General features: G+C 34.0%; 22 protein-coding genes and 1 other RNA gene. 3 read left to right on the plus strand and 20 right to left on the minus strand.

The genetic code is table 11. The features are described from left to right. Positions 1–96: 96 nt before the first annotated feature. From eno to AC0LWJ_RS06500, 6 genes are all read right to left on the minus strand, one after another. Complete coding sequence (gene eno / locus AC0LWJ_RS06475; RefSeq protein ID WP_474237391.1) at positions 97–1,383, minus strand: phosphopyruvate hydratase; 1,287 nt, start codon at positions 1,381–1,383, stop codon at positions 97–99. Positions 1,384–1,401: 18 nt separating this feature from the next. Continuing rightward, on the minus strand, positions 1,402–2,940 hold the full coding sequence (gene gpmI / locus AC0LWJ_RS06480; protein ID WP_474237392.1) for a 2,3-bisphosphoglycerate-independent phosphoglycerate mutase: 1,539 nt from the start codon (positions 2,938–2,940) through the stop codon (positions 1,402–1,404). A gap of 12 nt (positions 2,941–2,952) precedes the next feature. Then, a complete protein-coding gene (gene tpiA / locus AC0LWJ_RS06485; RefSeq protein WP_474237393.1) occupies positions 2,953–3,699 on the minus strand; it encodes a triose-phosphate isomerase in 747 nt (248 codons plus the stop codon). 14 nt (positions 3,700–3,713) lie between these two features. Then, positions 3,714–4,895: a phosphoglycerate kinase gene (locus AC0LWJ_RS06490; protein ID WP_474237394.1), complete on the minus strand. Its 1,182-nt coding sequence runs from the start codon at positions 4,893–4,895 to the stop codon at positions 3,714–3,716. A 59-nt stretch (positions 4,896–4,954) separates the two neighbouring features. Beyond that, positions 4,955–5,962 carry a type I glyceraldehyde-3-phosphate dehydrogenase gene (gene gap / locus AC0LWJ_RS06495; RefSeq protein WP_474237395.1) on the minus strand — a complete coding sequence of 336 codons (1,008 nt, stop codon included), beginning with the start codon at positions 5,960–5,962 and terminating at the stop codon, positions 4,955–4,957. A 235-nt stretch (positions 5,963–6,197) separates the two neighbouring features. Beyond that, positions 6,198–7,016: a Cof-type HAD-IIB family hydrolase gene (locus AC0LWJ_RS06500; RefSeq protein WP_474237396.1), complete on the minus strand. Its 819-nt coding sequence runs from the start codon at positions 7,014–7,016 to the stop codon at positions 6,198–6,200. 161 nt (positions 7,017–7,177) lie between these two features. Between AC0LWJ_RS06500 and perR the strand changes: the two genes are divergently transcribed. Then, positions 7,178–7,612, plus strand: a complete 435-nt coding sequence (gene perR, locus AC0LWJ_RS06505) for a transcriptional regulator PerR (protein WP_474237397.1) — start codon at positions 7,178–7,180, stop codon at positions 7,610–7,612. 13 nt (positions 7,613–7,625) lie between these two features. Here perR and AC0LWJ_RS06510 read toward each other — a convergent pair whose 3' ends face one another. The 6 genes from AC0LWJ_RS06510 to ssrS all read right to left on the minus strand — a co-directional run bounded on the left by AC0LWJ_RS06510 (position 7,626) and on the right by ssrS (position 13,320). Then, positions 7,626–9,038, minus strand: coding sequence for a VanW family protein (locus tag AC0LWJ_RS06510; protein ID WP_474237398.1), 1,413 nt, complete (start codon positions 9,036–9,038; stop codon positions 7,626–7,628). A gap of 46 nt (positions 9,039–9,084) precedes the next feature. Beyond that, complete coding sequence (gene nth / locus AC0LWJ_RS06515; RefSeq protein ID WP_474237400.1) at positions 9,085–9,735, minus strand: endonuclease III; 651 nt, start codon at positions 9,733–9,735, stop codon at positions 9,085–9,087. Beyond that, positions 9,707–10,858, minus strand: a complete 1,152-nt coding sequence (gene queG / locus AC0LWJ_RS06520) for a tRNA epoxyqueuosine(34) reductase QueG (protein WP_474237401.1) — start codon at positions 10,856–10,858, stop codon at positions 9,707–9,709. Before queG ends, nth begins: the two co-directional genes overlap by 29 nt. 98 nt (positions 10,859–10,956) lie before the next feature. Next, the gene (locus AC0LWJ_RS06525; RefSeq protein ID WP_474237402.1) at positions 10,957–11,628 is read right to left on the minus strand and encodes a helix-turn-helix domain-containing protein; all 672 of its coding nucleotides are present in this window, start codon (positions 11,626–11,628) and stop codon (positions 10,957–10,959) included. Positions 11,629–11,685: 57 nt separating this feature from the next. Further along, entirely contained in the window at positions 11,686–13,026 is a 1,341-nt protein-coding gene (locus tag AC0LWJ_RS06530; RefSeq protein ID WP_474237403.1) for a radical SAM/SPASM domain-containing protein, read from the minus strand. Between the two features lie 117 nt (positions 13,027–13,143). Continuing rightward, positions 13,144–13,320: non-coding RNA, 6S RNA (gene ssrS, locus AC0LWJ_RS06535), on the minus strand. Positions 13,321–13,480: 160 nt separating this feature from the next. Here ssrS and AC0LWJ_RS06540 point away from each other — a divergent pair. Further along, complete coding sequence (locus AC0LWJ_RS06540) at positions 13,481–13,774, plus strand: hypothetical protein (protein ID WP_474237404.1); 294 nt, start codon at positions 13,481–13,483, stop codon at positions 13,772–13,774. A 56-nt stretch (positions 13,775–13,830) separates the two neighbouring features. Further along, the gene (locus tag AC0LWJ_RS06545) at positions 13,831–14,724 is read left to right on the plus strand and encodes a radical SAM protein (protein ID WP_474237405.1); all 894 of its coding nucleotides are present in this window, start codon (positions 13,831–13,833) and stop codon (positions 14,722–14,724) included. Between the two features lie 3 nt (positions 14,725–14,727). On the opposite strand, the gene yfcE is transcribed toward AC0LWJ_RS06545, so the two are convergent. The 8 genes from yfcE to AC0LWJ_RS06585 form a co-directional block, all read right to left on the minus strand. After that, entirely contained in the window at positions 14,728–15,276 is a 549-nt protein-coding gene (gene yfcE, locus AC0LWJ_RS06550; protein ID WP_474237407.1) for a phosphodiesterase, read from the minus strand. Between the two features lie 197 nt (positions 15,277–15,473). Then, positions 15,474–15,899: a type II toxin-antitoxin system VapC family toxin gene (locus tag AC0LWJ_RS06555; protein ID WP_474237408.1), complete on the minus strand. Its 426-nt coding sequence runs from the start codon at positions 15,897–15,899 to the stop codon at positions 15,474–15,476. Then, a complete protein-coding gene (locus AC0LWJ_RS06560; RefSeq protein ID WP_474237409.1) occupies positions 15,883–16,125 on the minus strand; it encodes a type II toxin-antitoxin system prevent-host-death family antitoxin in 243 nt (80 codons plus the stop codon). The genes AC0LWJ_RS06555 and AC0LWJ_RS06560 overlap by 17 nt, the downstream gene beginning before the upstream one ends. A gap of 252 nt (positions 16,126–16,377) precedes the next feature. After that, a complete protein-coding gene (locus AC0LWJ_RS06565; protein ID WP_474237410.1) occupies positions 16,378–16,677 on the minus strand; it encodes a nucleotidyltransferase domain-containing protein in 300 nt (99 codons plus the stop codon). Between the two features lie 2 nt (positions 16,678–16,679). Beyond that, the gene (locus AC0LWJ_RS06570) at positions 16,680–17,075 is read right to left on the minus strand and encodes a nucleotidyltransferase substrate binding protein (protein ID WP_474237411.1); all 396 of its coding nucleotides are present in this window, start codon (positions 17,073–17,075) and stop codon (positions 16,680–16,682) included. Between the two features lie 15 nt (positions 17,076–17,090). Beyond that, positions 17,091–18,374 carry a TIGR02679 family protein gene (locus AC0LWJ_RS06575; RefSeq protein ID WP_474237412.1) on the minus strand — a complete coding sequence of 428 codons (1,284 nt, stop codon included), beginning with the start codon at positions 18,372–18,374 and terminating at the stop codon, positions 17,091–17,093. Then, a complete protein-coding gene (locus AC0LWJ_RS06580; protein ID WP_474237413.1) occupies positions 18,367–22,521 on the minus strand; it encodes a TIGR02680 family protein in 4,155 nt (1,384 codons plus the stop codon). Before AC0LWJ_RS06580 ends, AC0LWJ_RS06575 begins: the two co-directional genes overlap by 8 nt. Before the next feature lie 64 nt (positions 22,522–22,585). Beyond that, complete coding sequence (locus tag AC0LWJ_RS06585) at positions 22,586–23,719, minus strand: TIGR02678 family protein (protein ID WP_474237415.1); 1,134 nt, start codon at positions 23,717–23,719, stop codon at positions 22,586–22,588. Positions 23,720–23,725 lie beyond the last annotated feature (6 nt).

The following is a 23,725-nucleotide window of genomic DNA, read 5'->3' on the forward strand; positions in this document are numbered from 1 at the left end:
TCAATACTATTTTTAGTTTTTAACAAAAATTTTTTTTTATTTTAAAATAGAGAGCAAGAAAAGCAAAAACCGAAAGGCTTTTCTTGCTTCTTGTATTTATTTAAGTTTATAAAATGCATCCATACCTGGGTATTGCGCTATACCGCCAAGTATTTCTTCTATCCTCATTAATTGATTGTATTTTACAACCCTCTCTGTTCTTGTTGGAGCACCTGTCTTAATCTGCCCGGTATTTACCGCAACAACAAGGTCGGCAATCGTGCAATCCTCTGTTTCACCGGAACGATGTGAAACAACTGCTGAATATCCGGCTCTTTTTGCTATTTCAATAACATCCAATGTTTCTGTCAGGGTTCCAATCTGGTTTAATTTAATAAGTATTGAATTAGCAACACCCATCTTAATACCTTTTGAAAGCCTATCAGGATTTGTCACAAACAAGTCATCGCCGACAAGCTGTATCCTTTTGCCAAGTCTTTCCGTAAGAAGTTTCCATCCATTCCAATCCTCTTCTGCAAGGCCATCTTCAATTGATATAATAGGGTACTTATCAACCAATTGTTCCCAGAAATCCACCATTTCTTCCGATGTCCTGACAACACCTTCGCCATCAAAATGATATTTCCCATCATCTCTATATAATTCTGTTGAAGCAGGATCCATTGCCAGCGATACATCCTCACCTGGAATATAACCGGCTTTTTCTATCGCCTCTATTATAACCTGTATAGCTTCCTCATTTGAGGTCAGATTAGGAGCAAATCCACCCTCGTCTCCGACTGTAGTACCAAGTCCTTTTGCTTTAAGGACAGTCTTTAAATTATGATATATTTCTGAACAAATTCTCAATGCTTCATGGAAGTTCTGCGCTCCAACAGGCATAATCATGAATTCCTGGATATCCACATTGTTATCGGCATGTTTCCCGCCATTAAGTATATTCATCATCGGCGCAGGAAGCACCTTTGCATTAACACCCCCAAGATACTGGAAAAGAGGCAATCCCAGTTCTTCTGCTGCAGCTCTTGCAACAGCTAAGGAAACTCCTAAAATAGCATTAGCGCCTAATTTCGATTTATTTGGTGTACCGTCAAGATTTATCATGGTTTTATCTATAAGAACCTGTTCTGTCGCATCCATTCCGATTAATTCCGGCGCTATCGTTTCATTTACATTTTCAACCGCTTTTAACACTCCCTTGCCTAGATATCTCTTATCATCCCCATCCCTCAATTCAACAGCTTCAAATGTACCTGTTGATGCGCCCGATGGCACAGCCGCTCTTCCTATTACACCACTATCAAGCTCAACCTCAACCTCTACTGTCGGATTTCCTCTTGAATCAAGTATCTCTCTTGCAAAAATATCAACTATTATTGACATAATCATTCTCCTTCCATATTATCTTTTAATTATAGATTCCCCGGTCATTTCCTCTGGTTTCGCTAATCCCATTATATCAAGCACTGTCGGAGCTATATCTGCAAGCTTTCCATCTTTTCTTAGGTCTAAATCACCTTCACCAATAATTATAAATGGTACAGGATTTGTTGTATGGGCAGTATGGGGTTTCTTTGTAACAGGGTCAATCATTTCTTCAGAATTGCCATGATCCGCAGTAATAAGTATTGCACCACCTGTCTTTTCAACTGCCTTTACTATTCTTCCAATACATTCATCAATGGTTTCTATTGCTTTGACAGCCGCATCAAAAACCCCTGTATGCCCAACCATATCAGAATTTGCAAAATTCAACAGTATAAAACCGTATTGCTCCGATAAAATCCTTGGTATAACAGCATCTGTAACTTCATATGCGCTCATTTCCGGTTTTAAATCATATGTTGCAACTTTTGGCGAGGGGATAAGCACCCTTTCTTCTCCCTTATTCGGCAGTTCTACACCACCATTGAAGAAAAAGGTAACATGTGCATATTTTTCTGTTTCTGCAATCCTCAATTGTTTTATCCCATTTTTGCTTAAATATTCACCAAGGGTATTTTTTAAAATATGCGGTTTATATGCGACATGAATATTTTTGAATGTTTCATCATACTGTGTCATTGAAACAAAATATACAGGTATATAGCCATTTTCTCTTTCAAATTGATTAAACGCATCATTTATTAAAGCCTCAGTCAGTTGTCTTGCTCTATCCGGACGAAAATTGAAAAATATTATGGAATCATTTTTATTTATCGTTGCAACAGGTTTTCCATTTTTTAATATAACTGTCGGTTCTACAAATTCATCTGTAACATCCTTAGCATATGCTTTATCTATTGCTTCTATCGGAGAATCTGCATAAACACCCTTTCCCAATACAATAGCATCATATGCCTTCTTAGTCCTGTCCCATCTCTTATCCCTGTCCATGGCATAATACCTTCCCGAGATCGTTGCAATCTTGCCAATACTCATCTCAACTGCTTTTTCTTCAAATTTCTCTAAATATATCTTGGCACATGCAGGCGGAACATCTCTTCCGTCTAAGAATGCATGTACGTATACCTCATTAAGCCCCTGCTCCTTTGCCAGTTTCATCAATGCAAAAAGATGTGTAATATGGCTGTGAACCCCACCGTCTGACAAAAGACCAAACAGATGTAATTTAGACCCATTTTTTTTGACATTCTCTATCGCATCAATGAATTCCTTTTTCCTGAAAAATCCGCCTTCTTCTATGTCTTTGCTTATCATAGTCAACTCTTGATAAACAACCCTCCCTGCTCCAATATTAAGATGCCCCACCTCAGAATTACCCATCTGACCTTCCGGAAGTCCCACCGCAAGGCCGCTTGCTTTCAGTGTTGTATTCGGATAAGTCTTAAAATAATAGTCAAGGTTTGGCTTTCTTGCCGCATAAATTGCATTACCTTCTATTTTATCCGTCATACCAAACCCGTCAAGTATCACCAACATTACAAATTTTTTGGGCATATAATCCTCTCCTTAATAATTTACGATCCTTGCAAAATCCTGTGCTTTCAAACTTGCCCCACCGACTAATGCCCCGTCTATATCACTTTCAGCCATAAGTTCTGATGCATTATCAGGTTTTACACTGCCTCCATATTGTATTCTAACCATATCGGCAATATTTTCATCATAAAAATTTGCAATTGTTTCCCTTATCACCTTGATTACGTCATTTGCATCCTTTGAAGTAGCAGTCCTGCCTGTACCTATTGCCCATATTGGCTCATATGCAATAACAGCATCTTTTACCATATCCTTTTCTATATCCTTAAATGCCGCAACAGTTTGTTTTTTTACGACCTCAAAAGCCTTTCCACTCTCTCTCTCCTCAAGTCTTTCTCCAACACATATAATCGGATTTAAGCCATGATTTAAAGCAGACAAAACCTTTTTATTGACTGTCTCATCTGTTTCAGCAAAATACTGTCTTCTTTCCGAATGACCGATTATAACATATTTAACACCTATTTCTTTAAGCATAACCGGAGATATCTCGCCGGTAAATGCACCTTTTTCCTCCCAGTGCATATTCTGTGCTCCAAGGTCTATATTCGTTCCGTTAATTATTTTTTTTACATCAATTAAATCAACAAAAGGGGGAATAACAACAACCTCGACATCTGTATTTTTAACAAGAGGTATCAGTTCTTTCGCAAGATTTTGGGCTTCAAATGGTGTCATATGCATTTTCCAGTTTCCTGCAATTATTGGTTTCCTCAATTAAAACACCTCTTTTATTTATCATTTAAAGCATCAACTCCCGGTAAAACTTTGCCTTCCAAAAATTCTAAGGAAGCACCACCACCAGTTGATATATGAGATACTTTATCGGCATATCCAAGCTTTTCAACAGCAGCAGCAGAATCCCCTCCGCCTATTATGGTAATGCCTGCGCATTCGCTCATTGCTTTAGCTATAGCCTCTGTCCCTTTTGCAAATTCATTTATTTCAAATACTCCCATAGGTCCATTCCAAACAACTGTTTTTGCATTTTTTATTATTTTAGAGAATTCTTCCGCTGTCTTTGGACCTATATCTACACCAATTTCATCCTTTGGTATTTTATCTATATCCACAATTTTATACGGTATTCCTGATTTTAACTCCTTGCATACAGCCGTATCAACAGGAAGCATCATATTAACGCCTTTTTGTTTTGTTCTTTCAAGAAGGTCCCTTGCTAAACTAAGTTTATCCTCTTCTAATAAAGATTTGCCTATTTCATAGCCCTGTGCTTTTAAAAAGGTATATGCCATTCCTCCACCAATTAAAATGCTATTAACCTTATCAAGAAGATTTGTTATCACACCTATTTTGTCAGATACCTTTGCCCCTCCGAGAACTGCAACAAAAGGTCTTTTAGGATTTTTAACTGCTTCTCCTAAAAAAGTCAGTTCCTTTTCCATCAGGAAACCGGATACAGCGGGAAGATATGCCGCAACACCGGCTGTTGATGCATGTGCCCTGTGGGCGGTGCCAAATGCATCATTTACATAGATATCGGCAAATGATGCTAATTCTTTTGAAAATTGGGGATCGTTTTTTTCCTCCTCCGGGCAAAATCTTACATTCTCCAATAAAAGCACTTCTCCTTCTTTCAGGGCGACCACCTTTGCTTTCGCATCTTCTCCAATAACGTCATCTGCCATAATAACAGGTTTATTTAAAAGTTCTGATAACCTTTTTGCAACCGGTTTTAGAGAATATTCAGGATTTATCTTTCCTTTGGGTCTTCCAAGATGTGACACAAGTATAACCTTTGCCCTATTATTCAAAAGATATTTGATGGTAGGCAGTGCTGCTTTAATTCTTGTATCATCCGTTATATTTTTTTCTTTATCCATAGGAACATTAAAATCTACCCTTACAAGCACCCTTTTACCTGCTACATCAATATCCCTAACAGTCTTTTTCATAGATGGTAAGCCTCCTATTAAAATAATTTTATTACCCGAATATTAAGGTATAGGCTTTATTACAATCTATCAGCTATATACTTTACAAGGTCAACAACCCTGCATGAATAACCCCACTCATTATCATACCACGAAACCACTTTTACTAAATTGCCTTCCATAACCATTGTTGATAATCCATCAATAATAGATGACCTTGAATCGCCTTTAAAATCAATCGATACCAATGGTTCTTCCGTATATCCAAGAATACCCTTTAATTCATTTTCTGAAGCAGCCTTTAATACCGCATTAACCTCTTCTACTGTTACTGTTTTATCAAGTTCTGCTACAAGGTCAACTATTGAAACATCAGGTGTTGGAACTCTCATTGCAAAACCATTAAGTTTCCCTTTCAATTCCGGTAATACAAGTGCAACAGCTTTGGCAGCACCCGTTGTTGTAGGAATAATTGATAATGCTGCAGCTCTTGCCCTTCTCAAATCTTTATGTGCAAGGTCAAGGATTTTTTGGTCATTTGTGTATGCATGAACCGTTGTCATTAAACCTCTCTTTATTGTAAATTTATTATGTAGTACCTTCGCAAATGGCGCTAAGCAGTTTGTTGTACATGATGCATTAGAAATTATATTATGTCTTTCTGGATCGTATTTTTCTTCATTAACACCTAAAACTATCGTGATATCCTCATTTTTTGCAGGTGCTGTTATGATAACTTTTCTTGCCCCTGCCTGTATATGCTTTAAGGCATCCTCTCTATTGGTAAATTTTCCCGTTGATTCAATTACAATATCAACGCCAAGGTCTTTCCATGGAAGATTTGCTGGATCAGCTTCTTTTAATACCTTTATCTCCTTCCCATTCACAACAAGAGCATCGTCTTTTGCAAAAACTTCCCCATCAAATTTGCCAAATGTTGAATCATATTTTAATAAATGTGCTAATGTCTTTGCCTCTGTTCTGTTATTGAATGCCACAAATTCAAAATCAACATTTCCCTTTAAAGCAGCCCTAAAAACATTTCTTCCTATTCTTCCAAAGCCATTTATACCAACTTTTACTGCCATTTGAAACTCCTCCTTAATGTTTTTTTATTTTAATACCACAAAGGTGCATTAAAAACTTTTAACATTTAAAATTGGAAATACAACCCTTCTCATTTCTTATTTTATATTATTTTAGTATATTTTTCAAATAATTAATATTTTAACATACTTCCCAATCAGTCCTGTTATTTCTCTATCTTCTCCAAAACATAAAGAGTATATGCAGGTACTTGGATATACTCTTTAAACAAATGCCTTATAGTATATATTTTTCTATTACATGTGCTACTCCATTATCCATATTTGACTTTGTGATAAAATCCGCATTATTCTTAAGAAGATCAATTGCATTATCAACCGCAACACCAAGTCCGGCATATTTCACCATTTCAAGGTCATTTTCACTGTCTCCGACAGCTATCATTTCACTCCTATCAATATTATAATATTCCCCCAGTATTTTTAGAGCATTTCCTTTATTAACCCCTTTATTTATAATTTCAATATTATTGAAATATGAGCTTGTTATATTAAGGTTACTTTTAACACCAAGGTCATCTCTAATTATTTTTATCAGATTATTATCATCATTAAATATTACATACTTTACAATAGCTGTATTTAATTTATATACATTAACAAGCGGATTTTCAATCTCCTTAACATCAACCTTTAAAAATGATGAAAATAATTTGTTCCATTCGGCATATTTTTCATATTTATTTGAAACCTCCGGCGTATATACAGTAGTATCACTATAAAAATGGTAATATGTGTTGTATCTTTCACTTATCCTGATTAATTGGACAATTTCATTCATATCCATTACACTTTCATATAGTTTCCTATTATCAGGATCTCTGATAATTGCTCCATTGCTGGCTATAATAAAAGGTTTAAAACCCAATACTTCAGAATATGAATATGCAGAGGCATATATCCTTCCTGTTGAAATTACAATATGAATACCCTTCTCATGAGCCAACCTTAATGCTTTAATATTTCCTTCTGAAATCTTTTTGTCATGTGTCAATAATGTATCATCCATATCAATGGCAATTAACTTGTACCCCATCACATACCCTCCTTAGTTTCTTCCCATACCTTAATTATACTATAAAATTAATTTATATAAAATCAATTGACAGATTCAAACAAAAATTATATAATATAAACACAAAATATTAATAAATATATATTATTAATTTGTAATAGAGGTAGAAAGAAGGGATAAGGTTGAATGATATTTTAACAATCTTGAAACAAAACGGGCTAAAGGTTACACCACAGCGGCTTGCTATCATCAATGTCTTGCAAAACACAAAAGAACATCCAAGTGCGGAAACAATTTATAAAAAATTGTCAGCCGATTTCCCTGCAATGAGTCTTGCAACCGTATACAAAACATTGGAAATGTTGAAAAATATTGGTCTTGTTCAGGAGCTTAATGTAGGTGAAGGCAGCTTCAGATATGATGCAAATGTAAAGTCACATCCGCACCTTATATGTGTAAGCTGCAATCGTGTTGATGACCTTGACGAAGATGTTTTAAAAGACCTTTTAAAGGAAGTAAATAAACACACAGATTATTTGCTTACAGGACAAAAATTATATTTCTACGGCTATTGCCCCGAGTGTAGGAAAAAAATTAAGCAAGAAAACAACGAGTGATAAACTCGTTGTTTTAGCTTGCCGGTTTAACGGTAACAGACGTTTTTTTCGTACCCCGTTTCACTACCCCGTCAACAGGATCATACACATCTGTATAAAGAAATTCCTTGTTTACTAGTACATTATTTTTATAAATCAATTTATATGTGTTAACCTTATAACCGGTATGTTCCTGAACCTCTACCTGCTGTTTTCCTTCATCCATCGTAGGGTCATCAATATATACAATCTTTGGGGTATATGTTTCGACAATTTCTGAATATATTTCAATTCTTTTCGATTTATCACTGGAATATCCGTATAAATTTACAATAAATTTATTATTGGTGATATAGCTTTCTATATAAATCGGATATTGTAATTGATTTTCAAATTTTAAATCCAACGCATCCCCGGATATTGTGGCATCCTGCCCCGGCTGTATATATCCGACCGGAAAGGCATGATGATATCTTTCATCAACCTTCAAGTCTGCCCTTAATACCGCATTATAAAGGGTAGTGGCAACCTGACATATTCCACCTCCAATACCCGGCTCAAGTTTATTGTTAATTATAACAGGGGCTTCCGTATATCCGTTTTCTATAATCCTCGGTCCTAATGTTTTATTTAAAGAAAATTTATCCCCCGGCATAATAAGCTTACCGTTAACAGCCTTTGCAGCAACAGCTAAATTTTCTGTTCGATTTGCATCGGCAGGATTAAAAACCGTTGAAAATGTTGAAACCTTGTCTTTTATCATTTCAAGCGCAGATTTTTTTATTTTGGCATCAATCATATTCACCGCAATAGGGATAACAGCCTTATTTTCCTTTATATTCCCCTTTATCATGCCATCAACTTCTTTTTCTACATCCTTTAGAACCTTATCAGTATCTGCTTTTTGCCCCGGTATATCATCTGTAAGCGAGATACTTCCATTTCTAATACTGATTTTTGCATTTACCGGCTCCCTATCTATTTCCTTGGCAATATCTTTTATATATCCATTTAAATTTGCATAGTCAGCCTTCATATAATATTTTAAACGCTTACCCTTTTTACCTGTCTCATATATTGTTTTTAAACGTTCTAAATAGTTGCCTTTCCTTCCGATATTATAAGCATCATCAACCATTTGATTATAGTTGTAGCTTAATTTAAGTTTGTCTTGCGGCACCTTGTATTGCTTACCATTATATGTAAGGATAATATCTATATTTTCCATCGGCTTCAAGCTGTTCTTTAATTTTTCAAATGCCTGTTGTTTGGTTAAATGACTCAAATCAATGTCATTTATATAAACCCCTTTTGTTATTACATCCTGTTTTAAAATAAAATAAGACAACGATATAGAACCAGCAAATAATATAATTATTATGGTTAAAATGATAACATAAAAATAATTAATTTTTTTCCTATCTGCCTTTCTATCTTTAGTTTCCATTTTTGCCTCCCCCAAAATATAAACTTTTATCTTGCAAAATTTACATTTAATGATCAATTTTCATTGCATTTTTATTAAATAAACATATGTGATTAATAGGACAAATATTGCATTTTGGCTTTCTTGCGGTACAAATATTTCGTCCGTGATATATCAATAAATAGTGGGATTTGGACCATAAATTTTTCGGAATAATATCCCTAAGCTGCATTTCTGTTTTAAACACATCCTTGCTGTCGGCAAGTCCTACTCTGTTTGAAACCCTGAATACGTGTGTATCAACAGCAATTGCCTCCTTTAAAAATCCATTGCTTAATATAACATTTGCCGTTTTGCGTCCTACGCCGGGTAATTCCATCAATTTACTTAACTCATCCGGTACTTCACCATTATATTTTTCACATAATATTTTGCATGTATTAATTATGTTTTTAGATTTATTTCTGTACAAACCACAATCCTTTATTTCCTTCTCCAAGGTCTCCTGATTCATATCGGCAAAATCATAAGGGGTCTTGTAGTTAGAAAAAAGCCTTTCAGTAACAATATTTACCCTTTTGTCGGTACATTGTGCAGACAATATTGTTGCAATCAAAAGTTCAAATACATTGTTAAAACGGAGCCCTGATCTCGTGTCAGGATAATTTTCCTGAAGTATTTCTATAACCTCAGATGCCTCTTCCCGTGTTATCCTCAAATACATCACCCTTCAAATTTTTTAGTGCATAAATCATCATTTTTTTTGACCTCTCATCTCCTTCTTTTCCTAAAACCTCATTTATATCCTTTGATAACTCTTTGCCTCCAATGATACTTAATGCCCACGCACTATACCCTCTTAAATATGAATTATCGCCATATAATATTTTTTTTAATGTATTTATACAATTTTTTTCATTTGTATTTGCACAGGCTATAATTGCATTTCTTATTATTGTCCTCTTTCCTCTCCATGAAGAAGCAGTCGGTCCGAATACCTGCTTAAATTTTTTATTATCCATATTTAATATATCTGTAAGGTCATGCTTAGGTTTAAGTTTATCAGGCATAAATTCAGACCTTGAGACTTTTTTCGCCCATTTATTATATGGACACACCTTCTGGCATGTATCACATCCATATATCCTTCTTCCCATTTTTATAACTGTTTTATCATCGAGATATCCTTTATTTATAGTTGCAAAGGACAAACATCTGTTGGCATTAATCTTAAATGGCTCAACAATTGCCTGCCCCGGACATGCCTTTAAGCATAATTCACATTCACCGCATTTCGACTCAACAGGTATATCCGGTTCAAAATATATACTGCATAATATTTCGCCAAGAAATATATATGAACCATATTCCTCATTAATAATCATACTGTTCTTTCCAAAAAAACCGATACCTGCATTATATGCAATAGCTCTCTCAAGCAACGGATTATTGTCTACAAGGCATTTAAGTTCTACATCAGGACACCTTGATTTAATAAAACCAGCAAGTTTATCCATCTTGTTTTTTAGTATAACATGATAGTCCGTACCCCATGATGTTCTTGATATAATCCCATAGCCTTTTTGGGGCTTTTCATATACATAATCAACATTGTATGATACAGCTATTGATATAATACTCCTAATGTTATCCATAATCAACCGTGGATTTATTCTTTTTTCATAATTTTTTTCCTCTATTGGACAGCTATAATTCTTATTCTCTCTTTCTTTTAGCAAATCATGATATTTCACCAAACAGTCCGGTTCGGCAAAACCGATAAGGTCTATCCCACAGCTTGAAGCATAATCTCTAATCTCATCTTTTGTAATACATTTCACGTTAACTCCTCCATAACCAATTAATACACCCGTTATATTATACAAAAAAGGCCTTACGGCCTTAAATATGCGAAAGATTGCTATGAATCCTCTCATGCCTACACAGGATTTGAAACCTCTTTCAAACTTTCTGTTAAAAAATTATTTAAAAGTTGTTTCTCATCGGTATTGAGTTTTTTCACATTCTCGTGAAAAATACCGACTATTTCTATAATTTTTTGTATATCATCCTTAAATCTATGGTTCAATAAAATCCCCATAACAACCCCCGTGAAAAAAATAAGGGAAGAATCAGGAGATACCATCAATAAGGAATTTCTTACATTGTTTATTGAAACTAAATCTAAAATCTTAATATTAAGCATTAAGGTTGTTAAAATATATGCACAAAAGTTTAAAGGTTTATCGTTATGAGATATTTCCTTCATTATATTTCCCAAGGTCTTTTTCCCATCAAACCTCTTTAAAGAATTAAATAAATCTTTTTTAATGGAGTCCCATTCATTTGCATAGTCGGCATCAAAAAAATCATATGCGCTTTTATCCGGTACATACATAAGGAGGGACCTGCCTTGTGTTTTCTCTGCACTTACATAATATTCCCTTTGGACATATCCCAGTTTCTCAAGTTCATTTAATATGTCATAAGCAGTCCATTTACTGACCCCTATTGCTTCGGCTACATCCATATAATGAACCGGATTATTATTTTTCTCATATAATTTAATTAATACCTTTAAAAACTCTAATTTTCTTTTAGTCAATGCCACTTTAACACCCCATCTTTTCTTGTTTCATATCTATCTTAAGGTATTTTAAACTATGAGTCAAGCTTCTTTTACATCATGATATTTCTTTTCCCATATGTCATCAGCAACATTACCCCATTTATCAGCAACCTTCTTTAATTCATCAACGGTTTTACGTATATCAGAATCATCGTGAAGTTGTGTACTATGTGCACCGGATTCATTTACAATCTCCAGTAGCTTTTCCGGATTGTCTATAAGCGGACATGGTCTTAACATATTTGCATTAAATGGCTGCCTTTTCTGATATGATTTCATTATAGGTGACTGTAACGCTTCTTTAAGACTTACATTATTTATATTAACATTAGAGTAATGTATAAACGCACATGGCTCAACTTCACCAGCTGCATTTATATGCAGATACCTTCTGCCTCCTGCTATACATCCACCGCTATACTCCCCATCATTCCAAAAATCTATCGCAAAAAGCTCCTTATTTTCTCTTATATAATTGGCTCTTTCATACATGTACTTTCTCTGGTCTGCTGTCGCCATAAATTGATAATCCACATCCTTGCCAATTGGTATATATGTGAAATACCAGCCAAAATAAGCTCCCTTATCTATAAGCATATCCACAAATGCATCACTGCCGACTTCCTCAGTATTTTTTCTTGTATACGTGGTTGAATATCCAAACAGCACTCCATTTTCCCGCAATATATCCATTGAATGCATTACTTTATCAAATGTACCTTCGCCACGCCTTGCATCTGTAGCCTCTCTAAATCCATCAATACTTATTGCAAAGGTAATATTCCCAACACGTTTGACATCTTGAGCAACCTTCTCATCAATCAAGGTTCCATTTGTAAAAAGAAGAAATACCTGATTATTATGCTTCTCAGCTAATTTAACGATATCCTTCCAACGTACGGTCGGTTCTCCGCCGGACATAACAACAAAATAAATTCCAAGTTGTTCTGCCTCGGTTAAAACCCTATCAAGGACTTCATTTGAAAGATTGTGTGGTTCATAATCGCCAGCCCAACATCCTACACATCTTAAATTACATGCCTCAGTAGGATCAATTAAAATTGCCCACGGTACTGATACCCCCAGCCTTTCCGCCATCTCCCTTTGCTTTGGAATACCTTTGAAATTGCAATTTATAAAGAAATTCAAAACTAATTTTTTAATAATATTTTTATCAATATTCTTAAGCCCTTTCATTGTGAATTTATACCAGTTGTTGTCTTTATTATGTAGAAACCTTCTTACGTTTTCTATCTGTTCCTTATGGTCTGGTAATATAGCGACTTTTGACATTAAGTTTGCAATGCTGTCGAGATTTTTTTCCGGATCCTTATCAATATAATTTAAAATACCGCCAACAATAGGGTCAAGCAAATTCATTTTTACTTCCTCCTTTTTACCCAATAAATCAATTTTACCCAAAAAACCAAAATATCCTTCAAAAAAAATATATCACTAATATTATATTATGTCAATATATAAAATAGAATTTTAAACCATCATCCCGTGAAGCCGTCCGGTTATGTTTTCAAGCCCGCTCTCGCAGGTGGGTATCCTATCCTTTATTTCTGAAGTCCTGTCAATGCAGGCTTTTCATCCATAAAGGAGTTCAGATTCCCAATGTCATAGTGTTGGTTGAAAACAAAATACCGTTGACAAACTTCCCAGGATTCTCAATGACACTACAAGTATACATCCATTTTATTATATTTTCAATAGTAGAAAATTGGAAATATAATAGCCTATTGTAATTTTCTTGTCTTATTCTGTCATATATCAATATATATGAGACACATATACAGATTGTGCATATTATATAATGGAGGTGAAGGTTATGAAAGGATTTCAATGGTTAACAAATGTTTTAAAGAAAATACTCGGCAATAGAAAAAAAGGTAAAGACAAAGTAAGTTTAACCCTTTATGGTTTAAATATAACAGTGGAAAGGGAGATAAATATAAATTTACCTCATGAAATAACAGTTGTTGTTCCTCGGGTAGAATGTAGAAAAAAATATAAAAATAACGAAGAAGAAATCGAAATAATAATGAACAGCATTACGGTCGTCCATTCTCCGCGGCATGAACCATCAAAACCTTCATCTTCTCCACTTATCCCAAAAAAATAAATTTCAGTATATAAAAATCAAATAATATATAGTAAAATTAATCATGAGGTGTTATTATGACAACATTTGAAAAATGTAATATCTGCCCTCATAATTGTAATATTAACCGCAAGCTAAGCAAAGGCTTCTGCCAAATGTCAGATAAAATAAAACTTGCAAAGGCATATCTTCATAAATGGGAAGAACCCTGCATAAGCGGTAATAATGGTTCTGGCACTGTTTTTTTCAGCGGTTGCAATTTAAAATGCATATTCTGCCAAAATTTTAAAATAAGTCAGGAAAATTTCGGTAAAGAAGTTACATCGGAAAAATTGTCTGAAATATTTTTAAATTTGCAGAAAAAAGGCGCACATAATATTAATCTTGTTTCACCTACGATATATATACCGGCTATAAAAAATACCATTCTTATTTCAAAAAATTCAGGTTTGACAATACCCATTGTATATAATTCGAATGCATATGAAAATGTCAGTGCTTTAAGGGCTCTGAGCGGGTTAATAGATATATACCTTCCGGATTTAAAATATTATGAAGATGCCGTTTCAATAAAATATTCAAAAGCACCGGAATACTTCAAATACGCATCTAAGGCTGTTTTGGAAATGTTCCGCCAGGTTGGTATTCCACGATTCGATGAAAAGGGCATTCTCAAGAGGGGATTAATCATAAGACATTTAATACTGCCTGGAAAAATCGAAGAAACAAAGAAAATACTTAAATGGATAAAAGAAAACCTGCCGGAAGAAATATATATAAGTTTAATGGGGCAATACACCCCGTATTACAAGGCATGTGATTTCCCTGAGATAAATAAAAAAATATCCCATAATGAATATGAAGATGTAATAAACTATTTCTTTGATATAGGACTCAAAAACGGATATGTTCAGGAAGCCAATTGCGCATCTGATAAATTTATACCTGACTTTGATTTGGAAGGTATTTAAGTCTTAATACAAATTTAAAATATCTTTTCCCGTTTCTAAATTAATTATATGAACAGTTCCATCTTCAATAAGCCCTATTGAATTTATCTTATCTTCCCGTTTGCTGAGAGATGTTGAACCGGGGTTAATCAATATACAACCGTCGATTTTTTTTATTAAAGGAATATGTGTATGCCCTGTTATAAAATAATCTAATTTATATTTTTTAACCAATTTATGTATATCTTCATCAGAAATATTATGACCGTGTTGAATCATAAATTTCTTCCCATTAATTAAGGAATAAACATAAGGTGTTTGTATAGGCACATCAAGCATCATTTGGTCCACATAAGCATCGCAATTACCTTCTGATACCAAAATCGGAATAGAACAGGTATTTATAACATTGGAAAGTTTTTTAGGGTCATAGCCTTCAGGAATCTGATTACGCGGTCCATGGTACAACACATCCCCAGCATGCAAAATAATATCTGCATCATTTAAAAAATCCCATGCCTTCTCCCATGATTTATAATCTCCATGTGTATCACTTATTACACCAATCTTCATACTTATCTCCTTCCTTTTTTATAACATCAATTGCCTTCTACTTTTCCATATTTTAATTTTAACATTTAATAAAAATTGTATCAATACTATAATAAAACATGGATTTAATGTTTCCAGTTTTATTTTTCTATAATCGTTTACAGCCTTTGAGATATTAGCAATTCAGTTTTCTATAAACTCAGGTGCAATTCTTATATTTATTTATTTTTAAAATTTTTGGTATTTTGTACAAATTCTTTAGGCGAAATTGCTTTATCAGTTAACTTTTGAAATTCTTCATCTCTAGTTATTATAAAATTACCTTTTACCTTTTTTAATAACTGTAGTTGCAAAGCATCTTCTAAATCATTAAATTCTGAAAGAGCCATTGCTTTTTCAATGTCTTGTCTTGTTACGCTCACAACATTCATAATATTAAATAATGCTTTAATAGCCTTTAAACAAATGTCGTGATTAAGATTTTTGTTAATAAAATAATATATATCTGTAACCGCAAAAGCAGCTAAATAAGCTTTTATAACATTTTCATCTGCCATTTTAAATATAGTATATCCATCTTCAGCAAAAGGCTCTCTTTTTAGTAAAACATCAAGAATGACATTTGTATCAATCAATATTTTCATATTTCTTATTTATCCTTTCGTCTCGAATTTGTTTTTTTGTTATATCTTTATTCTCAAAATCTGATAATAAACCATATAAAAAATCAGCATTTTGAGTACCATTCTTTATTATAGGCACTAGCTTTGCTACTTCTTTCCCATTTTTGGTTATTATTATTTCTTCCTTTTCTACAATTTCTAAATATTTTCCTGCTCTTGTTTTAAATTCTGTAGCATTAACTATCATATAGAACACCTCCTTTAATTAATTATATTATACAATCATTAGCTAATTTATGCAATTATTTATTAATTAAAGCTTTAATCTTAGCACTTACATAAATCTTTGTCATATATGTTTTAGATTAAATAAGCGTTAAATCAATTGACCATAATATATCTGGAAAGACTTAAGGCATGCAAAAAATGAAACTTGCATGCCTTTTAATTTATCATCAGCAAATATATTTAAAGGCGATATTGGATAAAAATTACAGTATTAATCCTTCGATTTATATATTTCAATACCATCCTTTAAAATATTTTCAAGTAACTTCTCGTTATGTAATCTTCCAACTTCTACTATATCTGTTTTATATATTCCTACTGCTTCATCAACTTCTAAATAAAGTTCAGGACTTAAATCTTTTTCATTAAATATCGCTATATCAATATCTGAGGTTGATTTAAAATCTCCTCTTGCACGAGAACCATAAATAACAGCTTTTTTTATTTCCGGGTATTTTTCAAATATATTTTTTAGAGAATCAATCAACTTATCACTAAAACCAAATTTCATTATTAAATTCCACCTCCAATAGTTTTAACTAAGTTTTTAAAATGTTTCCAATATAAATTTTTAATACGATTGTAAATTTCTATTGCTCCTTCCTGATTATAAGTATGACTCGAAAGATTTCTGTCTTTTATCATAGAAAGCCATACCTCACCATCCTCTACTATTCCTGTCGCAAAAGCCTCTTTAAAAATATCCCTGGGAAATTTAATATCATTACCACCTTTGTATTCTATAAATGCTTTCATCAGTTTCCACGCCAGTTCATAAGTAAACTCAAATCGTTTAATTACAGAATCATAAACATATTGATTTACATTTACCTCTTTAAGAGCTTCTTCTAAACGTAAAAGAGCTTTTTCATAATTATTTAGTTTTTCTCTTAATCTTTCTTCTGTCATAAAATTATCCCCCTATTAATTGAGTATTTCCTGTTTTATATCCCCAATAAGCTCATTTAATATAAGCTCCTGATATCCGGCTTTTTTTATTTTTCTCATCTCTTTTATTACATCATACAATTCAGGTGACTCAATTTTATTCAGTTTGGCAAGCCTCATATCACTAATACTCTCACCGGAAAGTGCATTTAAATAATCCTCCACACTATACCTTAAAAAATGAAACTTATCTTTATATCTTTTGCATAATCTATCCGCTATCTGGAGACCTTCCGGGTCGAAATCTCCTGAATAGTATATTTCAGTCCCTTCTTTATATAGCATATCAAGGAGTATAAGTGATGACAGTTTTGGCTGGCCATATGTGCATATAAGCGGCGTAAGTTCTATAGCAGCATCTATCAATGATGTAAAAACACCCGGATTTTCTACTACATATACCTTTTTTAACGGACTTATTACTCTATCAATTTTACTTAAATTCAAAAGAGGAATCTGAAGTACTTCCTTATTTTCATAGGCAGCTACGAACACATGATTCTCTTTATCACCGTTATATGCTGTAAGCCCTGATAATATCACAAAGTTTGATATTTCATCGATGAGTATTCCTGCACTATAATAAAGTTCTGCTATTTCTTCAGCACCTTTTACCTCGTCCATGCCCATAATTGTACATAATGCGTTTTTAAGCACGCTACCGCATTCTGTACATAAGTCAAAGCTGTGGGGGTTTCGGGTAATCTGTGATGCAAATACAGGGAGCCGCTTCTTTTCACCTTTATATACAGGAAGATTGTTAAGTGCATGACATACATACATTATATCTGTTTTTAATGCATCCTTATCTTTTATATAGCGCTGGTTTACTGACCTTATGCCGACTGCAGTTCCATTATAAAGAGATTTCAGCCAATCAATACATCTGAAACCATCATATTTAGAGAAAAGCTCATTAAAGAACTCTTCTCTCTGCTTTATAAATTCATCCAAATCCTCTTTTTTGCTGGTAAGTTTTTCGCCAAAATAGTGTTCAAGTATTTCTATCAGTGTATATTCATCAAAGCGGGTGTATTTTAACGACTCCTCAAACTTAGCCACGTCAATATTGGCAGATTTCTTTTTGCTGTAATCTTTTTTTAAATGGTTCATTAATATTTCTTTTTCATCATCTCTAAGGTTATCAATCTTCACAACCCCGCCTATCCTGCCAAGACTTCTATATTTTTCACGTATTGCTTGAAAAATTCTGTGATATCCATTTTTCTTTTTAAAATACTCCAGTTCTTCTCTATCCATTAGCAGCACCCACTTGCATAATGGCAGCTTCCTCATCTGCTTCTAACATAAGATGTTTTACCCTTCCATCCCATAAATACCTTATAACTGTCACAAAATCTGCGTTTTTAGGCCTTACAAGCTCACAGATAGAAAGCTTAGGAACCGTATCGTAATCTCCCCACAAAACCTGCGAATTTATAATAAAATTAAATCTTAAATCCTCAATCAGTTTAAACATATCCCTTATATTCGTATCATCGACACCTGCAAATGCCTCATCAAGGGATATTACCCGCGGTGCAGATGGAGATGCACCCTCATATCTTGAATAAACCGCAGAAAACAAAGGTATATACATTGCCATAGCCTTTTCCCCACCGCTTAGCTTGTTAAAGGCACTATCCGTAAGCTCTTTGCGGTTTTCCCCTTCTTTTCTGTAATAAAGCCTGAACTCAAACCAATCCCTGTAGTCAAGTATATCTTTCATAATTTTGTGGAAGGTTTCCGTATTATCCTTTTCTTCAAGTACTCTACGGGCTCTGTCTACCTTTGACCTGAAATGGTTCACGACCTTATCAAATACTTCCTGTTTAAGCATGTCAGCATCGGATTTCAGAATATCGACAAGTTCTTTTGTGTCAAGCTCCTGTTCATTATCTGCAGCAACGCTCTTCCACTCAAGGAAAAATTTAAGCCCGCTTGATGTATCCCTTTCCGACATAAGCCGGTTCATTTTCTTTACCCATTCTTCGGCTTTAAAAATTTTTGCCCTTATCTTAATGCCGACATTGTGCATTATAATCTCTTCAAAAAGATGCCTGTCCGTATCCCTTAAAAGACCCTCATTTGCTCTTATGTCATCTTCAATATTAGAATAAAGTGTATAGAGCGACACAATTTTACCGCTTATATTTGCCGTAATCTGCAATCTCCTTTGTTTATTCTCCGCTTCTTTTATCTTTTCGTCATCTGAAGTAGAAACCACATCAAAAATATATCCAATTGAAAGTCCATACTCTAAAAGCTCGTTACGGCATTCATAATATACATTTTGAAGTTTTCCTGTGAATTTTTCTCTGTCAAAACCCGCTTTATCAAAAGCCATCCTGTATTCAGAAACAATATTTTTACTTAATTTTAATATATTGTCAATCTCAACGTCATTTTTAACAAAACCAAGCGATAATTCCCTCTTTAAACCTTCTTCTGCAATATTATAAATATCCTGCTTTAAATTTATTTCTTCCTGAAGACTTAAAAGGTCTTTTGCATTTCTCTCAAGGCGTTCTTCAAGCTTTGCTTTTTCAGCAGATTTACCGGTAATTTCATCCGGTATTTCATCAAGCCTTCTTAAGCAAATCTCAAGCTCCCTTTCAATTTCCTCAAGTCCAAGCTCTTTTAATACCTCTTTTAGCATTTCAATTTTTTTAGCAGAATTTTGTATTTTGCTCCCAAGTACGCTTATTTCATATTTTAAGTTGTCAATATCATATTCGATATCCTGTTTTTGTTGCATTAACATTTCTTCATTTGAAATAAGCAAAACATATTTACTGTAAGATATTTCTATCTCCTGAAGACCGGCATTATATTCTTCTATATCTTCATACGCAGAAGTATACGTTTCAATATCAGCATGTATATTGATACAGGATGTCAATTCCCTGACAATTGCCTTATTCTTCTGAAGCTCCTCAAAACAACTTTTAACTATTAATAACTGCTCATCAAGTTTATTGCAGGCGTATTCATAATCAGCATTTGCCGTTTTTAAATATTTATACGCCTCTTCAATATCGTCTTTCACAGGGAATATTGAATATTCATAATCCAATTTTTGTATTCTTAATTTCCTTGAACTAATCTCATCGTCAATTGAGGATATCTCCGCCTTTATAATGCGTATTTCCTCCTCTATAGACTTTATCAATTCTTCTCTGTAGCACTTTCTTGATTCAAAACCAATGTACTTATGTCTTATGCCATCTCTGGCTTTTCCCTTTATTACACCTATTCCATATGTTCCATTCTGGTCAACATATGTTGTACCGTTTTCTTCGCATATAAATACATTGCTTAAAGCATCCGAAATATCCTCAGCCGAAACACCTTCCTCATTATCAACAACATTAAAATACTGCGATACATTTAACATCATGTTGAAAGTTCCCGGCATAATATATTTGTCCGCCATATTACTATCCATTTCAAGCGCTTTTTCAAAATATTTCCCGGGTATGATAAGGGCATCCAGAAGGCCCATATCTTCCATCGCAGATTCTATATTCCCCCGTGTAATTTCATCAACATCGTCTTTGAAGTCAACTGCCATATATAAAGGAATATGGGGAATTCCTGCCGTCTTGAGCCTTTTTCTATTATTTACAACCTGTATATCCCTCTCCGGCTCAGGATCTTTTTTGTTTTTCCATTCATCAAGCAATTTGATCTTTTCTTCAAGAACACCTTGTTTTAGCTCTTTCTGGTTTTCAAGCCTCAAGATTTCCTGCTGAATTCCGTTTGATATTTCCTGATACGGCTTTCTCACATATGATATGATATCATCAAAGACTGTATTATCACCATATGCAAGTATAACACGGCTCAGTCCTTCCAGTTCTTCTTTACTAAGCTTCAACTCTATATTATTTTCCGACCAGTCGTATACTTTTTCAACATATCTGCTTTTTTCTTCAACAAACTGCCTTTCTGCTTCTTCTACATTCTTAGCTTTACTCTCCTTAGCTTTCTTAAGCCGCTCCTGCTCAACAAGTGAAGCATCATATTTTTTGTTCGCTTCTGCTTCTTCTTTCAATGCATTAAGTGCATGTTTTATCTTTTCCCTGTGCTTTTTTAGCTCACTTTTCCAGTATCCAAAGTCAAATTCATTTCCATATACCTTTTTAAGTTCGCTATATGAAAATTCATGTTCCATAAAATCTATATCCTGTGCAATTGAAGATATTTCGTCAAATTTATCTTTAATTTGCTTATCACGTATATACTTATCATCCTGAATGCTTTTTAACTTTTTCTCTAAATCATAATATTTATCCTGTTTATTTCTTAACTCACCGTCTTTTTTTTCCTTATCGGCAATATATGTCTTTAACCTGTTTTCTTCCTCAATTAACTCCTGCTGTGTCCTTTTAGCATCACCATTTGAAAGCTGTTCTTCCTTCTTCTTCATTGCATCTCTTTCGTTTTCAAGTGATATAATGGCATCACCAAGCTGTTGTATAGTAATTCTGTATGTTTCCATATTTCTATTTAACTCATCATATTCTTTTTTTGATGCATATAAATCGTTATATGCTTTTATCAAATCACTCGATTTTTCATAAAGGATGTACCTGTTATAGTTATCATACTCATTTTTCAGTTTTTTCACGGCAGCCATATTTCTATAAAGTTCATCAAGATGCATCTTAATCTGGTCCATATTTTCTATTGTCTCGGAAAGCGGCCTTAGGTCATCATCTGTAAGTGATGGAAGCGAGGCTTTCATTATTTCATATATTACAGTTGGCCTGAAATCTTTTGAAAGTTTCGGACTCCTAAGCTGAACAAGGAGTTTTATAAGTTCATCATATTCATCAATAGAGTCAAAACCGAAGATATGCTTATTGACCATCTCCATGTACTCTTTCTGGCTTTCAACTACTTCCCCGCCATCCCCTATTCTGTTCTTAAGTTCTTTTTTGGTAAATGGAACTTTTACTCTTTTCCCATCATCACCTGTTTCCATTTTATATAAAAAGAAGTTAATACCTATTCGCCTTCCATCAAGGATTACAAAGCCCCAGAAGTCCATACTCTGATGCCTTTTTGCTTTTAATCCCATACCTATTGTGATGTAATTATCTTTCTTCTCTCTCTTAAATTCCATAAAAAGATAACCTGTTCTCTCATCAAAACCATTTATATCTTCCTCACCAAGAAGATAATCTTCAAGCTTTCTTGCCCTTGAACCAAATGGGTCAAGCCTTTCCGGGCTTTTATTCGCATCAAGCAAAAGGGGTATAACACTCTGCATTGTGACAGACTTTCCTGAACCATTGGCACCCCTTAAAAGAAGCCTTCCATCTGCAAACTCAAATATTTCATCATCATAATACCAGAAATTAAGAAGCCCTATCCTGTTAATCATCCATCTTTCAATCATTAATAACAATCTCCTTATTCTATTATTTTAAGATGAGCCTTCATCCGGAATGACATAAAAAGACTTACCCTTTTATAAAATCAGCAGGGTATTCACCAATTAATTTTGCCGCCATAGGCAATATCTTAACAGAATGTAAATTTTCATCCCTCTTTATCATCTTAAAACTCTCCATATTTTCAATGACCTCTTGAATAAGCTGCTTTTCACTCATTTCCCTGTATGATTTATACCAGCCGCTGCTAAATCTATCCTTCAAACCCAAAATTATATTTATAAATTCAGCCTCAGTCATATCAATTGTATCATCATAGTTGTAAGCAAGTTCGCCATTTAAAATCATTTCTCGTATCACAATACACACTTGAAGCATTATATCTGATATGTTTTTATTTCTGTCTGGAAGACACGATTTTAAGTATTTATTGTCATTATATATAACAAAAGCACAGGTCTTATGGACATGAAGCTTTGCGCCAAGATATTCCTCAAAATCTTTTGCTATAGTATTTCTATAATTCCTTATATACATAAAATCCTGGTCATCCGGACCTTCACTGTATACAACAGGCGATAAGAGCAATTTGCGATATGCCCTGTGCCTCCTTTGAACAACTGTATCCTGACTGTCAAGCGGAAAATCATCCTCTATAAAATCATTAACATTCATATCATGTGTTACTTCCCTGTTAAAGGCTCTTGCAAAATATCTCGAAATACCTGTATTTTCATATAAAACTTCAATGTCCCTGCTATCTGAAAACCTCTCCTGGTCGCCATCGTCGACTTTAATAATGCCCAGATCCACCGCAAAATTCAAGACGCGGACAAGTGACTTTCTATGCTGGAAAAGTGTCCAGTCAACCATATCCGGACCATCATACTGTGTCTCAATATATTCTGTTATATTTGACAGGACAAATTGATCATCAGGCCCTTTGTCTTCAAGAAATGCCAGCACTAAACATAAAAATGCATAGTCCATTGGCGTTTGAAATGCATCTATTCCCATCCATTCTTCAGCATCGCCAGGAACTTTTTCAAGTTTAATAATATATGGGTTTATGATAAGCCTGTATCCCAGCTTCTCTTCAATAAAAGGCCTGAGCCTGCCTTCAGCATCACGTATTTTATTAAAATTATCTCTATCCTTTCGAGTTATCCAAAAATTTTCAAGAAGCATTTGCAGTACTTCCATAGCATC

It is taken from the genome of Aceticella sp. 75b-Ac (assembly GCF_056032965.2).

Excerpts from the sequence above, each read along its gene's own strand:
- eno (WP_474237391.1), bottom strand. The coding sequence starts at position 1,383 with ATGTCAATAATAGTTGATATTTTTGCAAGAGAGATACTTGATTCAAGA.
- gpmI (WP_474237392.1), bottom strand. The coding sequence starts at position 2,940 with ATGCCCAAAAAATTTGTAATGTTGGTGATACTTGACGGGTTTGGTATG.
- AC0LWJ_RS06490 (WP_474237394.1), bottom strand. The coding sequence starts at position 4,895 with ATGAAAAAGACTGTTAGGGATATTGATGTAGCAGGTAAAAGGGTGCTT.
- gap (WP_474237395.1), bottom strand. The coding sequence starts at position 5,962 with ATGGCAGTAAAAGTTGGTATAAATGGCTTTGGAAGAATAGGAAGAAAT.
- AC0LWJ_RS06500 (WP_474237396.1), bottom strand. The coding sequence starts at position 7,016 with ATGGGGTACAAGTTAATTGCCATTGATATGGATGATACATTATTGACA.
- AC0LWJ_RS06510 (WP_474237398.1), bottom strand. The coding sequence starts at position 9,038 with ATGGAAACTAAAGATAGAAAGGCAGATAGGAAAAAAATTAATTATTTT.
- AC0LWJ_RS06530 (WP_474237403.1), bottom strand. The coding sequence starts at position 13,026 with ATGAATTTGCTTGACCCTATTGTTGGCGGTATTTTAAATTATATTGAT.
- AC0LWJ_RS06540 (WP_474237404.1), top strand. The coding sequence starts at position 13,481 with ATGAAAGGATTTCAATGGTTAACAAATGTTTTAAAGAAAATACTCGGC.
- AC0LWJ_RS06545 (WP_474237405.1), top strand. The coding sequence starts at position 13,831 with ATGACAACATTTGAAAAATGTAATATCTGCCCTCATAATTGTAATATT.
- yfcE (WP_474237407.1), bottom strand. The coding sequence starts at position 15,276 with ATGAAGATTGGTGTAATAAGTGATACACATGGAGATTATAAATCATGG.
- AC0LWJ_RS06555 (WP_474237408.1), bottom strand. The coding sequence starts at position 15,899 with ATGAAAATATTGATTGATACAAATGTCATTCTTGATGTTTTACTAAAA.
- AC0LWJ_RS06560 (WP_474237409.1), bottom strand. The coding sequence starts at position 16,125 with ATGATAGTTAATGCTACAGAATTTAAAACAAGAGCAGGAAAATATTTA.
- AC0LWJ_RS06565 (WP_474237410.1), bottom strand. The coding sequence starts at position 16,677 with ATGAAATTTGGTTTTAGTGATAAGTTGATTGATTCTCTAAAAAATATA.
- AC0LWJ_RS06570 (WP_474237411.1), bottom strand. The coding sequence starts at position 17,075 with ATGACAGAAGAAAGATTAAGAGAAAAACTAAATAATTATGAAAAAGCT.
- AC0LWJ_RS06575 (WP_474237412.1), bottom strand. The coding sequence starts at position 18,374 with ATGGATAGAGAAGAACTGGAGTATTTTAAAAAGAAAAATGGATATCAC.
- AC0LWJ_RS06580 (WP_474237413.1), bottom strand. The coding sequence starts at position 22,521 with ATGATTGAAAGATGGATGATTAACAGGATAGGGCTTCTTAATTTCTGG.
- AC0LWJ_RS06585 (WP_474237415.1), bottom strand. The coding sequence starts at position 23,719 with ATGGAAGTACTGCAAATGCTTCTTGAAAATTTTTGGATAACTCGAAAG.